This is a genomic window from Capnocytophaga sp. oral taxon 338 str. F0234 (genome assembly GCF_000192225.1).
Lineage (GTDB): Bacteria > Bacteroidota > Bacteroidia > Flavobacteriales > Flavobacteriaceae > Capnocytophaga.
The window spans coordinates 1,297,648-1,313,787 of record NZ_GL872413.1 but is presented as its reverse complement, the minus strand read 5'-3'; the positions used below and the strand labels follow the sequence as shown (position 1 = coordinate 1,313,787).

The following is a 16,140-nucleotide window of genomic DNA, read 5'->3' as shown; positions in this document are numbered from 1 at the left end:
ATAATTATACCTAATACTATGGACTTTTTAACAGGAAAACCACTATCCGATACTATTTACGATACCCTTTTTAAGGCGGAAAAGGAGCTTATTATCATTTCGCCTTATATTCAGCTGGGAGATTACCTCAAAGACAATGTTTTTAAACAGCTTTTAAACAACACCAAACTGCATATACTCATTGGGTTTGGCAAAAGTACCTCTAATGGAGAAGAAAATTGTAAGCGTGAAGATATTGAGTACTTCTTGAGCTTCCCGAATATCACAATGGTGTATATTCCACAGTTACACGGACAATATTATGCCAACGAAAAACAATCGGTAATTACCTCTATGAACCTTTTGGATTACTCGCTGGAAAACAAGGTAGAGTTTGGCGTACTCGCCGAAAAAGCCCTCACCGACCTTGTAAACAAAAACAACTTCTTCGAGACTTCCAAAAACACCATTATGAGTGTACTCGACAGCGGTTATACTATCTTTGCCAAACGTCCTAACTACAACAAGAAGTTTTTAGGTCTAGCGAAAGACTATGTAGGCTCTACCGTGCATTTGGATTTGGTAGACGATGTATTGTCCAACAGAGAGGTGAAGCCTATCCGCTACTCCTCTTTTATACCCGAAAACTATACCCATACCGATAACAGACCACCCGTAGAACCTGAATCTACTCCTGAAAAAGTAGTACAAGAGGATACTCCGACAGAAAACCTACAAACAACCTCGCCTCAAGAGGCACCGCAAGCCACATCACAGGAAAAGAAAGGACACTGTATTCGTTGTAATACAGAAATACCCTTTAACCCATTGATGCCCTTGTGTAACAGTTGTTACCAAGAATGGGCAAAGTCCGGCAATCGCTTTTATGAGGAAAACTACTGCCATTGCTGTGGAGAGGAGAAGAAAGTAACGGTAGCGACACCTTTGTGTTATAATTGCTATGCCAAACAATCATAATAAATAAATGATGGCTCTTTTTTTTACAAAAGATAACATCATTGTTCAAAGGCATAATTATCTATAGACAGATTAGGGGATGTATCATCATATCATCCCCTACCTATCTGTTTTAAGATATGATGAGTAATAAGATAAGTGGGTTTCACTCCTATTAAGCCCAAACTACCAGAAGCTAAAGTACTACCTGTCTCCAAAGGGTTATCAGAAGCATAATAAGCATAGCGTACTTTGACATCTCTGCGGATGCTTTTACGAATTTTGGAAGCAGATTGTATGGCTTTTTGATAATGTGCTCCTTCCATCTCAAGACCTATCACATTCCAAGTGGATTTGTGGAAGTAAGTAAGTACATCTCTATTTTGCAAAGAAGTCCCTAAAACAGTAACCATTGTTCCCTCAAATACTCTGAGTCCATTACCTTCAAAATCGGATTTAGAAAGCTCGTTCTCAAAGGGATAGTTATCAGCAGTCCCTTCAAAGATATGTGCATTAGGAATCATAATATCACCCTTTTCCCCTTCCAAAATTCCTGCTTTTCCCATAATAGAGACAGAAATAACATTAAGGAAATAGCTTTTTCCTTCTACTTTATAAGGTTTGAGAAGTTCATCTATAGTTTCATAAGCCTGTTCTCCAAAAGCATAATCCATCACCAAAAGTACAGGAGCCTCTTCGGTAGTAGTTTTCTTGAAAAAATCATTTTCAGGAATGAGTGCCGTATCTACAATCTGCACATCTATATTGGTGCCCGATTTGTCCTTGATAAAAAGCATGCCATGTTGTAGAGCATAGTCCATCACCTTATCCCTAAGAGCATGATTCTTTTCCTCACTTAATGAAATATAGGTTGTCCACTGAGAATTCTCTTTCTCCTTGACAACCAATGCTTTCTTAGCAAAAAGAGCATTCATTACACTATGCATATTAGCACTGATAATATGTAAGGGACGTTCTAAAAGGCGATGTTCCTTGAGTGTTTTCTTCAAAGTATTCGCCCATATTTCTCCGTAAATATGGTGTCCCAACCTCTCTCTTAGAATAGGAGAAAAAGTAATTACCCGCTTATTGTCAGAGAGTATCTCCTCTAAGGCAATTTTGCCCAACCAATAAATAACTTGTATAAAACGTTCAGGATTTTTCTCTGTGGAAAGTTGATGATAAGCAGGAAGTATTTCTTCAAAGGTACGCCCCAGTACCTTCCCTATATGAATCAGCGCCAATTCTCGCTCGGTTTGGCTGAGCTTCTTCTTTTGGGCTAAGGACTCTATTTTCTCCCAATCACGACTGATTTTATTGCTTTCTTCCTCCAAAACACTATGGGCTATCTTATGAGATTCTATAAAAAGAAAAGTGAGATGGGTAAGTATATCATAAATATCGGAACGACCGCGAGTAATCTCTATATTCATCTGCTCATTATCTATACGATAGCAGTTTCTGCGACGTTTAGGAGGAATAATAGGTTCAAAATGAGACTGACGATACCCCTCATCAGAAATCATATTAATAAATCTACATTGTTCTATTCCAATAGGTAGACGATCAAGTACATAAAGTAATCCATTAAGCTCCGTTTGGTTTTGAGCAATGGTACCATATATCTCCGGACGCAGAAGCAAAAGAGACTCTCTGAGACTTTCCCCAGAAACTCCCATAGGCTTATAGAATCCTCGATTGAACAGGTGGCGCATAGTAGTATAGAGTTTCTCAATAGCATCGGTGGACTCTTGCGCACGACTTCGTTTCATTTGCATAATAAGTGTTTTTTAAAATCCTAAAATAATTTTAGCAATCATAAAATAGATCAAAATCCCTAAAATATCATTGCTAGTGGTGATAAAGGGACCTGTAGCCACTGCTGGATCTACTCCTTGCTTATCCAAAAATATAGGAATGAAAGTACCTATTACCGCAGCATTAATAATCACTGTTACTAAAGCTATACACACGGTAGCGGATTCCCAATAGGAACTCCCAAAAATAAAATGGCTCATAATCAGCACTAAAAATGCTAAAGCGAGTCCATTAATAAGCCCTAAGAGGAATTCCTTGAGGAGCCTACCTAAAAGGGCTCCATCTATACTTTTATTTGCCAAACCTTGTACCACTATAGCAGAAGATTGTACTCCTACATTCCCTGCTGTGGACTGTATTAAGGGAATGAACAGCAAAAGTACAGGGTAGGAAGTAAGCCCATCCTGAAATCCATTGATAATACTAGCCGCTCCTATCCCTCCAATCATTCCGATGAGCAGCCACGGCAGGCGCGCACGGGTAAGCTTCCAAATAGTATCATCTGCCTCTACATCTTGGGTAATCCCCGCAGCCATCTGATAATCATGTTCAGCCTCTTCCTTAATGACATCTACAATATCATCAATAGTAATACGTCCTACAAGGCGATGCATCTTGTCAACCACAGGAATAGCCTCCAAATTATACTTTTGCATTACATGGGCAACTTCCTCTGGAGTGTCATGCACAAAGACAAAATCCACCTTAGGAATGTAAATATCCCTGATATGTGCTCCTTGGGGGGAGGTCATTAAGTCCTTTAGAGAGAGACGACCCTTGAGTACTTCATCATTATCCACCACATAGATAGAGTGTACACGTGTTACATGTTGCCCTTGTTCTCGTATTTCCTTCATACAAGTATCCACGTCCCAGTTCTCATTGACCTTAACTAATTCCTTAGCCATGAGTCCACCTGCAGAATTATCATCATAACGAAGCAAATCCACAATGTCCTGAGCATGCTCCTTATCCTCCAAATGAGAGAGAATTTGTGTTTGTCTCTCTTCAGGAAGTTCCGCAATCAAGTAAGCGGCATCATCGGTATCCAGTTCCTGTAGGTCACGGGCAATCTCTTCATTAGAGAGATTATCCAAGATGTGCTCCAGCACTTCCTCATCTACCTCAGTCAATGTCTCAGAAGCTTTTTCTCGGTTCAGAAGGCTCACCAAGTAAGCAGCTTCTTCCAGCTCTAATTCACTGGTAATCTCTGCTATATCAGCAAAGTGAAGGGACTCAAGGTATTCCTTGAGTTGTTGCTTTTGGTCAGAAGCTATCAACTGACGAATATGAGCAATAATTTCTTCGGTGAGTTTAAATCCTTGCATTTTTTAGAGTGATGAATGAAGAATGAAGAATTTACTTTTTATTCTTCACTTTTCCCATTCCTTAATTATAGGGCGCAAAGATACAACATTTGAAGAGGAAAGTCAAGAAAATAAAGGTAAGAAATAATAAAAGGATTACTCAACATCGTTTACAAAAATAATACTTCCACCCCCTGAATTTCCCACTTCATTATCATAAGAGAGAATTATATTTTTCTTTAGAAAAAAAGCCATCCAATTCATGGATAGCTTTTTGTTAATTACTGAAAAACAGATATCTAATAAGTTACATTTCTTACCATTTGATATTCTTCAAAAGTTCTATTTGTTCTTTGATAGAAGCTGAATTAGGATTCTTCTTAAGTAAATCTTCCTTAATTCTCAACCCTTCTTCAGCCACTTTGCGAAGCTGTTTCTTTTGATCTTCACTTACCCAGCCAAATACATTTCCAAGAGTTTTAGTTACTTTCTTGGTAAGTTCAGTATTATCAGTACTCATAAGCCAAGTGAATCCTTCCTTGAAAGGAGCTTGATACTGTTCTGGATACAAAGGATAATAAATGACTCTATTGGCAAGTACGGGTAGATATTTGTCATTTCTACTCTTTAGGATATAAGGTAAAAAGAACATGAATTGTTGCCTATCAAGCTTATTCAAATCAATAATATCCACATATTGTCCTGCCAAAGAGGGATCTAAGGATACCAATCCAGAGGCAGCTGCTACTTTTATAGCACGAGAAGGTATTTTTACAGATTTTTCATACAATGGTCTAAACTTGGTATCTCTTGTACGAGAGAGTTGTGTAATAGCCGCTGCTTTCACCAAATTCTCAGGATCATTATTAGCTAAGTTCTCTACTATAGGAATCCATTCATTCATTCTATCTTGACTTAAACCTTGCATAGCTAAGATACGCAAACGGAAGAAAGGATCCTTAAGTGCTAATAAGAGAATGTCTGTATTTCCTGCATTTACAGCATACTCAACGGCTTGATTACGGCTCTTGAAATCTTTAGCATTTTTGTATTGGAAAAGATATTGTGCAGGAGTTTTGTAATCTGCTTCATCTCCAACGATAAGACCACGAGGATCTATATTAATGAGGCTATAAGAAGCAGATACAGGGAAACGGAATTCATTCTTGGCTTTAGCATCTACCCATACTTGTTTGCGTACATACTTACCACCGTCATATATATCCACCTCTAAAGGGAATTGGAACATAAGTTTTTCATCCTGAGTAATTTCCAATACTGCTTCTTTTTTAGTATTATCATAAGTAACTTTAGGAGTCATTACTACATTACCATGATTAAAGTACCATTGGTTAAAGAACCAGTTAAGGTCTCTTCCACTTACTTCTTCTAAGGCAAGACGTAATTGGTGTGCTTCCCCTGTTCCATATTGGTGTTCCTTAAGATATCTAGAAATACCTTCAAAGAAAGCTTTGTCACCTAAGTAATTACGAAGCATGTGAAGAATACTTCCTCCTTTGTTATAGGAAACAGCATCGAACATATCTTCACGCCCTTTATAGTCAAAGCGTACCAAATCCTTTTCGAAAGAGCCACTATTTTTGTAGCCTGTAATATCACGATATAGATGATAGTCTGCATAATCCTTCCCATACTTATACTCAAACCAAAGATATTCAGAATAATTAGCAAAAGATTCATTTACAGTAAGGTTAGCCCAGCTCTCTGCAGTTACCAAGTCGCCAAACCAGTGATGGAAAAGTTCGTGAGCTACTGTAGCTTCCCATATATTTTGGTCATTGAGTGCTTCAGCATCTTGCTGAGCCATAGAACTATGAAGAACAGCTGTAGTATTTTCCATAGCACCACTTACATACTCTTGAGCTGTAATCTGATGATATTTTTGCCAAGGAAAGTCATAGTTTAATCGTTTGGAATAGAATTCTATCATTTCTGAAGTTTTTCCAAAGATTCTTTTGGCTACATTGGCATATTCTTTTTCTACATAATATGAGATAGGTACTTTTCCCCTCCAGGGTTTATCCTTTACTTCTACATATTCTCCAGTTCCAAGGAAAAATAAGTAAGGAGCATGTTTTTTGTTCATCACCCAATAATCTGTACGCATACCTTTACCATCTTTGATGGAAGAAGCAAGGATTCCATTAGAAAGAGTAATAAACTGATTTGGAACTGTAATATACATCTCTTGAGTAGACTTCTGGTTAATCTCATCAATGGTAGGGAACCAGCAAGAGTTAGCTTTAGTTTCTCCTTGAGACCATACTTGAATAGGTTTTTCCTTATCTTCCTTATTGGAATTAATAAAGTATAATCCTTTAGCATCGGTAATAGCCAGACTACCATGCTTACCTACTTTTTCTGGCTGAGCAGTATACTTAATGTAAACAGTATATTTTTCTCCACGTTGGTAAGTCTTATTAAGATGGATAGTAAGCTTATCATCAGCATACTTATAAGTAAGAGGAGCCCCTTTGGTTCCTTTCTTATCACTTAGGTTAACACTATGAATAATCATAGCTTGTGCATCCAGCACTAAGGAATCCGTTGGATAGAAATAAGGAGAGGCAGTGAGCCACTCTTCCCCATAGAGCTCTTTCTTTTCAAAATTAAGAGATACACGCAATTTGGTATGGTCAAGAGCGTTGTACTTAGTAGCTTCGGCATGATATAAGGAACGTCCCGAAGTTTCTGTTTGTGCCACTGCAACCAAAGAAGAAGCAAACATGGCTAATAATAAATATTTTCGTATCATATATCAAAATAAATTAAAATATTTTCTCTATCTTAAATTCTATTTTCTTGGGTGATAAGTATTTATCACCTGTGAAAGATAAGAATGGTCAATATGTGTATATATTTCCGTAGTAATAATACTTTCATGTCCTAACATCAGCTGAATAGCCCTTAAGTTTGCCCCATTCTCCAACAGATGAGTTGCAAAAGAATGCCGAAAAGTGTGAGGACTGATCGTTTTAGTAAGTCCTATGGCAGAGGCGGCTTGCTTTATAATAGTAAAGATCATAGCTCGTGTAAGTTGCTTACCTCTTCGGTTTAAGAAAACAATATCCGAAAACTCTTTAACTATAGGAATATTTTTTCGCTGATGTAATATATAGTTATTAATTTCTTTTTGTGTATATTCACTAATGGGTACTAGGCGCTGCTTATTTCCTTTCCCTAACACACGTATGAACCCTTCTGAAAAAAACAAATCAGACAAATGCAAATTCACCAGCTCCGATACTCGCAATCCACATCCATAGAGTGTTTCTATAATAGCTCTATTACGATGTCCTTCCTCTGTAGAAAGGTCAATCCCTGCAATGATAGCATCTATTTCTTCCAAAGAAAGTGTATCAGGAAGTTTCATTCCAAATTTAGGAGTATCAATAGTCTCCATGGGAAAATCCTCTCGGTAATTTTCCAATAATAAGAACTTAAAAAAACTTTTTAAAGCAGAAATAAGCCGGGATTGAGAACGTGCATGTAACTCCTTCCCTACTTCATAAATGAACATACGAAGCGTCTCTGCTGAGATATTAACAGGTGTTTCTTCTATCTGATGAATAGCAACAAACTCACGGAGTTTCTCCATATCAAACAAATAGGAATGTACTGAATTCTCTGACATCCCTCGCTCTATCTTCAAATAATGTTCAAAATCTTTTAAAAGTTTCTTCCACATACCATAAAGCAAAAATACGAATTATTAATCAAAAAGACTAATAATCCGTATATTTTTTTTTAATTTCTTTATTTACTAAGATTCACAACTACTACAATTAACAAAATTCATAATCATTTCTTTGGCAACTGACTGACTTCGTTGGTAATAAAGACTCTTCACTCCCAACTTCCATGCCTCTAAAATTACTTTATTTACATCTCTCACAGGCATAGTAGGAGGAATATTGAGATTAAGACTTTGAGATTGGTCAATATACTGCTGTCGTTGTGCTGCCTGAGTTACTATCTCCATAGGAGAAATTTCCTTAAAAGTCTTAAATACATTTTTTTCATGAGTTGTAAGTTCCGATAAATGTTGTACAGAGCCATCCGAAAGACGAATACTGCGCCATACATCCTCATTATTAATTCCTTTTTCTTCCAACAGCTGAGTGAGATATCTGTTCTTTCTCATGAAATTTCCTTTGGAAAGTCCCACCTTATAGTAATTACTTGAGAAAGGTTCTATTCCAGGAGATACCTGTCCTAAAATAGCAGAACTTGAAGTAGTAGGAGCAACAGCCATAGTAGTTGCATTCCTTCTTCCATATCCTTTGAGTAATTCAGGTTCTCCATAGATGTGTGCCAACTCTTGTGTTGCTTTTTCAGCTTCATTTTGGATATGCATGAATGCACGTGCATTAAATTGAGTTGCCTCAAAACTCTCAAAAGGAATCATATTCTTCTGCAAATAAGAGTGATATCCCAATACTCCTAACCCTACTGCCCTGTGACGTATTGCAAAATTACGAGCTGACTGCAAATAATAGTTATCCTTCGTTTTTTCAATAAATTCAGAAAGTACGGCATCTAGAAAGAAAATAGCCAATTTCACGGCTTTGGTATCCTTCCATTCATCAAAAAGCTCTAAATTCATAGAAGAAAGACAGCAGATAAAGGATTCCTCTGCACTAGAAGGCAACATGATTTCACTACATAAATTACTGGAGTGGATGAACATATTATTATCCTTATATACCTGTGGACGTTTACGATTGACATTATCGGTAAAGAAAATATAAGGAAGCCCCTTTTGTTGGCGAGATTCCAATACCCTTGCCCATAGCTTTCGCTTATCGACATCACCATCAATCATTTCCTGTATCCAATAATCGGGAACACATACTCCAAAGAACAGATTCTGAATATGATAACCTGTATCCTTAATCTGCAAAAATTCTTCAATATCGGGATGATCAATATCCAAATAGGCAGCAAAGGCACCTCGCCGAACTCCTCCTTGAGATACAACATCCATAGCAGAGTCAAAAAGTTTCATAAAACTTACAGCCCCGCTGGATTTTCCATTATCAGTAACTGCAGAACCACGATGTCGTAATTCACCAAAATAACCAGAAGTTCCTCCTCCTATCTTCGTTTGCATAATTACCTCTCCAAGCTTATGAGTAATCCCTTCAATGCTATCGGGGATATGTACATTAAAGCAGGAAATAGGAAGTCCTCTTTCAGTACCCATATTTGCCCAAATAGGAGAGGAAAAACTAATCCACCCCTTGGTAATCATCTCCTTAAAAGCAGGTTGCAATTCAGGCTTAAATAATCGCTTGGCGGCAGCATAAGTAATACGGTCAATGGCTCCTTCTACACTTTCCCCTTTAAGGAGATAGCCACGATTAAGAATTTGTTCGGACTCTTCGTTGAGCCACCAAATTTGATTTTCTTGGTTCATTATTATGTACTTTTTATTTCCACTAATAGTAAAAAAGCTACCTAATAATAATAACTAGGTAGGATTTTATAAGTTAGAAAATAAATTGTTTTTACCTTTAGAGTGCGCAAAGATATAAAAATAAACTTTAAACACAATCCTCACAAAAGAAGATTTAACAATGTATTTTTATACCCAAAAAGTAATGAGATGTATATCTGATTTATAGATAAAGAATACTATCTTTCATTAACAATAGTTTAAGGGAAATATGTTTTTGATTCTTCCCATAGTTCATTCATCTCTTCTGAGGAAAGTTCTGTTATCTCTCTACCTTGCTCTTTGGCTCTATTCTCAAGGAAACCAAATCGTTGTATGAATTTTTCATTAGTCAAAGAAAGGGCATTTTCCGGATTTATCTTCAAAAAACGAGCATAATTAATCAGAGAAAAGAATACATCCCCCATTTCTCTTTCAGCTTCCTTTTTATTTTTTTTAGTTACTTCATCCTGAAGTTCTTGAAGTTCTTCATGAATTTTTTTCCAGACCTGTTCTTTGTGCTTCCAGTCAAAACCAACCCCTGCTACTTTCTCTTGAATACGATAGGCTTTTACAAGAGAAGGAAGACTCTTAGGAACTCCCGATAATACTCCCTTACTTCCTGTTTTGAGTTTTATCTTCTCCCAATTCTGCTTAACCTCCTCCTCATTAGCTACAGATATATTTCCATAGATATGTGGATGTCGCTCGATTAATTTTTCACAAATTGAATTAATAACATCCTCCAAATCAAAAAGCTGTGTTTCACTAGCTATTTTAGCATAAAAAACAATATGTAGCAAAATATCCCCCAATTCTTTTTGAATTTCTCTAGGATTTTCTTGGAGAATAGCATCAGTAAGTTCGTATAATTCTTCAATAGTCAAAGGACGAAGTGTCTGCATGGTTTGCTTTCTATCCCAAGGACACTTTTCACGAAGTTCATCCATAATATCAAGCAATCGTGAAAAAGCTTGCAATTGTTTTTCTCGTTCTACTTTCAAGGTCTTTAGTATTTAAAGTTCTATGTAACAAATTATTGGTGTATATGTTCCAAATCCAAGAGGAAGGCATATTCCCGAGCTATTTCTTTCAAAGATTCATAACGACCGGAGGCTCCACTATGTCCTGAGGTCATATCTGTATAGAGGAGTAATAGGTTATCATCGGTTTTGAGTTCTCTAAGCTTAGCAACCCACTTAGCAGGTTCCCAATATTGTACTTGGGAATCATAATATCCTGTAGTTACCAACGTATTGGGATATTCCTTTGCCTCGATATTATCATAAGGGGAATAGGACTTCATGTAGTCATAATATTGTTTATCATTAGGATTCCCCCATTCATCATATTCTCCTGTAGTAAGCGGAATAGAATCATCTAACATAGTAGTTATCACATCTACAAAAGGAACATTGGCTACTACTCCATGAAAGAGTTCAGAGGCTTTATTCATTACAACCCCCATTAGAAGCCCTCCTGCAGAACCTCCCATAGCATAAAGATGATTTGTAGAAGTATATTTTTCCTCTATTAAGAACTTAGCACAAGCTATAAAATCATCGAAAGTATTTTTCTTATGCAATAACTTTCCGTCATCATACCAAGGTCTCCCCAAATATTCTCCCCCACGAATGTGAGCAATAGCAAAGATAAAACCTCTGTCCAATAAGCTAAGCCGTGTGGTAGAGAAAGAAGGTTCTATAGTAATACCATAAGATCCATACCCATAAAGGAGTAAGGGATTGCTTCCATCTCGCTTGATTCCTTTATGATAAACAATAGAAATAGGAACTCTTGTACCATCCTCTGCAGTTGCCCAGATTCGCTGTGAAAGATAATTCTCCCTTACGAATTTTCCTCCTAAAACTTCCTGCTCTTTCTTGATTTCCCTTTCCTTAGTACGCATATTATAATCAATAATAGAAAAAGGAGTCGTCATAGAATTATAAGAATATCGAAGAATTTCAGTATCAAAATCTATATTAATCCCTGTAGCGGCTGTGTATGTTTCATTATCAAAAGGAATATATTCATCCTTAGTACCATCCCAGCTCATAATACGAATTTGGCTCAATCCTTTATACCGCTCGGAAACTACTAAATAATTCTTAAAGATATCTATCCCTTCCAGTAGTGTATCCTCTCGATGTGGAAGAACGTTATCCCAATACTCCTTTCCAGTATTGGTTATAGGTGTTTTATCCAACTTAAAGTTAGTAGCTCCATCTGCATTATTGAGAATATAGAAAAAGTCTTGATAATGAGCAATCTCATATTCCAAACCACGTATACGAGGTTGAAATATCCTAAACGAATCTAAAGGAGTATCCGCATCTAAAATTTGACATTCGGAGGAAAGAGTACTATCAGACTGAATAATAAGATATTTATCTGACTTTGATTTGTATATTTCTACATTAAAAGTATCATCTTTTTCATGAAAAACTAATACATCCTGCTTTGTACCCTGTCCTATTTGATGGCGATATACTTTATATGGGCGAAGTGTTTGAGTATTGATTTTAGTATAGAAAATAGTTTTATTATCATTTGCCCAACAACTATTTCCATCTGTATTTTTAATTTCAATAGGAAGAATTTCTCCCGTTTCCAAATTCTTAACAAAAAGAGAATACATTCGCCTGCCCTGTGTATCTACAGAGAAAGATGCCCATTTGTTATCAAGACTTACAGCATAATCCACCAGTTGATAGAAATCATATCCCTGAGCCATCTTATTAACATCAAAGAGTATTTCCTCTAGCATATTCTCTGAGTCTCTTTTACGCAGAAAGATGGGGTATTCTTTTCCTTGTTCATAACGGGTATAATACCAATAGCCATTATACTTGTAAGGAACAGATTCGTCATCCTCCTTGATACGACTTTTCATCTCCTCAAAGAGCCTTTTTTGAAAAGTTTCTGTGTGCTTCATCTCCTGAAAGAAATATTCATTCTCAGCATTTAAATACGCCAATACTTCAGGAGTATCACGCCTATTAAGCCAATAATAATTATCAATGCGCTTATCCGAATGAATTTCTAATATCTTTTCCTCTTTAGGTGCTTTAGGTGGATGTATATTCATAAAATTTTCATTTTAAAGTTAAATAAAAAAAGGGTTATTGAAACCCTCTTTGTCGTTGAATACTTTCATAAGCCTCTTGTATACGCTTGAACTTTTCTTCGGCGCCTTTCCTAATGGCTACATCATCAGTTTCTATACGGTCAGGGTGATATCTCTTGACCATATCGCGATAGGCTTTTTTCACTTCAGCATCAGAAGCATCCTTATTAATTCCAAGTATGGTATAATCATCATCTTTTTCTTGTCTAAACATAGCCTTTACACTCTCAAAATCCGATTGACTAATATTCAAATTTTTATTAATACGTTCCAATAATGCCATTTCATTCTCTTTAATACGTCCATCTAGACTGGCTATATCAAATAAGAAGTGAATAATAGATAAACGAGCTTCATAATTAGTACGAGCGCGAATATACAGACAAATGCGTGTAATAGGTACTTCTGCATGCTTTATCTGATTAAAAGCACGGAATATCTCATTGGCTTTTTCTTTTCCATAAAGAGAGACAAACTTATAACGTACATAATCCAATTCCTTTTGAGTAGGTTTAGTTCCATTAGCTTTAATAATGAGAGCACACAAGGAAAGTAGGTTTAATTCAAAGTCAGTAGGATTATATCCTCCTTCTAATATATTTTGAGGATTCAGATTTCCTTGATTACTACTCCTACCTTTAAAAATAGTTAAGCGAAGCAATAATCCTAAACATAAAATTGCTATTGCAATCCATATATTTCTAGTAATTATTCCTATAATTATAGCAACAATATACTCCAAATATTTTTCTACAATTCTTGACATATTTCTTCTTATTTTTCGCGGGCAAAGTTAAAGATTTAATTCTTTATACACAAATGATATTCTAAATTTTTGCAAAATATTTAATTTGGTTTTTAGTATATATCTTTAAAAAACTTTAGAGATAATTTGAATAACATTCTCCGATTTTCCCATAGAATAGTAATGCAGAGAAGGGACTCCTGCCCTTTTCAATTCCTTACTTTGTTCAATAGCCCATTCTATTCCTACTTGCTTTACTTCATTATTATTCTTACACTTTTCAATTTCTTTAACCAATTCCTCTGGAAGATCTAAGAAAAATGCTTGAGGAATTATATTAAGATGCTTTTTAATGGTGATAGGTTTAATGCCAGGAATAATAGGAACTTGAATACCTATCTGCCGTGCCTTTTCTACAAACTCGAAATATTTTCTATTATCAAAGAACATTTGGGTAACAATATAATTAGCCCCATTATCTATCTTTTCTTTAAGCTTCTCTAAGTCAAAAGTTTTAGAAGGGGACTCTATATGTTTTTCAGGATATCCTGCTACTCCTATACAGAAATCCATACCTGCATTATTCTCTAAAGTATCATGTAAATAGATTCCTCTGCGCAAATTATCTATTTGTTTTACTAAATCAAGAGCAAAAGTATGTCCACTTTTAGTAGGACGAAAGTATTTTTCTTCTTTCATAGCATCTCCTCTTAGCGCCATCACATTATCTATCCCTAAGTAGAAACAGTCCACCAAAAGATCTTCTGTTTCCTCTTTGGTAAAACCGCCACAAAGTACATGAGGAACTGTATCTACATTATATTTGTGCTGAATAGCTGAGCAAATCCCTACTGTCCCTGGTCGCATTCGGACTATCTTCTTTTCTAACAGTCCACTGGGATATTCTTTGTAGAAATATTCCTCACGAGAGGTAGTTACATCAATAAAAGGAGGCTTAAATTCCAATAAAGGTTCTATATTTTTATAAAGTTCCTCTATATTATTCCCTTTTTTAGGAGGAATTATTTCAAATGAAAAGAGCGTTTCTCCCTTTGCTCTTGCTATATGTTCTGTTACTTTCATCTAAACAATCCTAATAAGTTATCTATATTATTGATAATACTCAATAACACGCTCAGTTACCTCCACAGGTGTCCTATTCTTATATTGTGTTCTTTCTACCCAATTCCCTTTTTCATCAAAGGTATAGATGAAGGTTTTTTTCTCATCCAGTATTCCCTTACGAAATATCTGTTCTTCTGTTACATTTCCATTTTTAGCTCTGCTGTAATGAACTTCCCAAGCATCTTTTTCATTTTTATGCTTTTCTTTTACCAAATATTGGTTTTTATCATATTGGTAGAGTATTTCGGTATCGCCTAAATAATAAGATATAATATTTCCAGACTCATTATAGACAACCTTCAGGTCAAACCGTGTACCATTCTGATACAGATAACCTCCTGTCATATATCCTTTTTCATCATAATTAATTAAAAGATAATCACTGTCATTGAAATACATTTTTCCTTGTGTACGCCAGCCTCCTTTGTCATATTCATAAGCAAATGTTTTCTCATAACTATAGAGATTATCCTTATCATAATAAGTAATCCGGCTAAGATATCCCTTTTTAGTGAATATAGAAAGAGTATTCTGCCCATTATCTTTCTGCTTATGGTTTTGTCCTGTATAAGTCCTTACTCGTAAGGATTTCACTTCTCCTTTGAGTTCTTGGTTCGTCCAATCATTTTTTCGCACAGAAGAAGAAGATGGTTGTTTTTCAGGAGCTGTATCCATCTGAGCTATAGGCTCTCTAAGTTCCTTTTGACCTATACCATAGCCTATTTCTCTTTCTGTTAGGTAAGTTGCCTTACCATTAATATATTCAATTCTCTTAATCCAATTATTTTGTTTATCAAAAGAATACGTATAGGTATGGTTAGCGATTGTTTTTCCTTCTTTATCATACTTTTTTCTCTCGATCATATTATTTTCATTATCATAAAGGTAAGTATACCGAAATTTTAGTTCTCCCGTTCCTGTATAAAGATTACTCTCTGAACAAAGCCCTTCATTATTATAGATATTAACTTGCTTTTGCTCTAAATCTCCTTTCCCATTATAAGAGATTTCCTCCAAAGGATTCTGATTAGAATCATAGGTACGTGTCTCTTTCTCTATAAAGGCTCCTTCTCCATTATATGCATTTACCTCCAACTGATTCCCTTCTTGAACATAAGTATAGATGTACCTAACTTTCAAAGAACCATCTTCTCGAAATTCATTTACCAGTGCTCGCTTTCCTTTCATATCATACTGATAAGTAAATTTTCGTATAGGCTTATCTGTAGGAGAAAAAAGTGTTTTCTCCACCTGATTTCCCTTGTCATTGAATATTAGTAAGAAATTCTCTCGCTCAGTAGTTTTTGCTTTTTTCTCTACCTGATTGAATTTTTCTACTACTGTATAAGAGGACACCTTAAGCTGTTTAATCTCACCTTTTAGATATAATTGTTGTAAGTCATTTCTACTCTCCTTTCTACCACAATTAGTTAGAAAGAGAATACAAAAAGAAAAAAATAAAATCCTCTTCATAATAATATTTTTTTGGCAAAAATACATATTTTTTTAGTATTTACAAATTTTTAAAACAAAAAACTATTAATCAAATATGAAAATTTTTGGCATTCTTTTTGCAATTAACCTGCAAATAACTCTTGCCATTTTAAAGGATTCAATCTAC

Annotated in this window: 11 protein-coding genes; 1 reads left to right on the top strand and 10 read right to left on the bottom strand. The window is 35.6% G+C overall.

Features of this window, described 5'->3' with window-relative positions; translation table 11 throughout:
- Positions 1 to 18: 18 nt before the first annotated feature.
- Positions 19 to 957: a hypothetical protein gene (locus tag HMPREF9071_RS05985; protein WP_009745699.1), complete on the top strand. Its 939-nt coding sequence runs from the start codon at positions 19 to 21 to the stop codon at positions 955 to 957.
- A gap of 92 nt (positions 958 to 1,049) precedes the next feature.
- Here the strand turns inward: HMPREF9071_RS05985 and HMPREF9071_RS05980 are convergent, their stop codons facing one another.
- The 10 genes from HMPREF9071_RS05980 to HMPREF9071_RS05935 form a co-directional block, all read right to left on the bottom strand.
- Positions 1,050 to 2,714 carry a hypothetical protein gene (locus tag HMPREF9071_RS05980; RefSeq protein WP_009745698.1) on the bottom strand — a complete coding sequence of 555 codons (1,665 nt, stop codon included), beginning with the start codon at positions 2,712 to 2,714 and terminating at the stop codon, positions 1,050 to 1,052.
- Positions 2,715 to 2,726: 12 nt separating this feature from the next.
- A complete protein-coding gene (gene mgtE, locus HMPREF9071_RS05975; RefSeq protein ID WP_009745697.1) occupies positions 2,727 to 4,082 on the bottom strand; it encodes a magnesium transporter in 1,356 nt (451 codons plus the stop codon).
- A 295-nt stretch (positions 4,083 to 4,377) separates the two neighbouring features.
- Complete coding sequence (locus HMPREF9071_RS05970) at positions 4,378 to 6,837, bottom strand: M1 family aminopeptidase (RefSeq protein ID WP_009745696.1); 2,460 nt, start codon at positions 6,835 to 6,837, stop codon at positions 4,378 to 4,380.
- Between the two features lie 39 nt (positions 6,838 to 6,876).
- Positions 6,877 to 7,770, bottom strand: coding sequence for a site-specific tyrosine recombinase XerD (gene xerD, locus HMPREF9071_RS05965; RefSeq protein WP_009745695.1), 894 nt, complete (start codon positions 7,768 to 7,770; stop codon positions 6,877 to 6,879).
- Between the two features lie 75 nt (positions 7,771 to 7,845).
- The gene (locus HMPREF9071_RS05960; protein WP_256378938.1) at positions 7,846 to 9,507 is read right to left on the bottom strand and encodes a ribonucleoside-diphosphate reductase subunit alpha; all 1,662 of its coding nucleotides are present in this window, start codon (positions 9,505 to 9,507) and stop codon (positions 7,846 to 7,848) included.
- A gap of 233 nt (positions 9,508 to 9,740) precedes the next feature.
- Complete coding sequence (gene mazG / locus HMPREF9071_RS05955; protein ID WP_009745693.1) at positions 9,741 to 10,523, bottom strand: nucleoside triphosphate pyrophosphohydrolase; 783 nt, start codon at positions 10,521 to 10,523, stop codon at positions 9,741 to 9,743.
- Between the two features lie 32 nt (positions 10,524 to 10,555).
- Positions 10,556 to 12,610: a S9 family peptidase gene (locus HMPREF9071_RS05950; protein WP_009745692.1), complete on the bottom strand. Its 2,055-nt coding sequence runs from the start codon at positions 12,608 to 12,610 to the stop codon at positions 10,556 to 10,558.
- Between the two features lie 34 nt (positions 12,611 to 12,644).
- Positions 12,645 to 13,415, bottom strand: a complete 771-nt coding sequence (locus HMPREF9071_RS05945; protein ID WP_009745691.1) for a TerB family tellurite resistance protein — start codon at positions 13,413 to 13,415, stop codon at positions 12,645 to 12,647.
- Between the two features lie 105 nt (positions 13,416 to 13,520).
- Entirely contained in the window at positions 13,521 to 14,477 is a 957-nt protein-coding gene (metF, locus tag HMPREF9071_RS05940) for a methylenetetrahydrofolate reductase [NAD(P)H] (protein ID WP_009745690.1), read from the bottom strand.
- Positions 14,478 to 14,504: 27 nt separating this feature from the next.
- Entirely contained in the window at positions 14,505 to 15,992 is a 1,488-nt protein-coding gene (locus HMPREF9071_RS05935; protein WP_040358372.1) for a hypothetical protein, read from the bottom strand.
- Between the last annotated feature and the right edge of the window lie 148 nt (positions 15,993 to 16,140).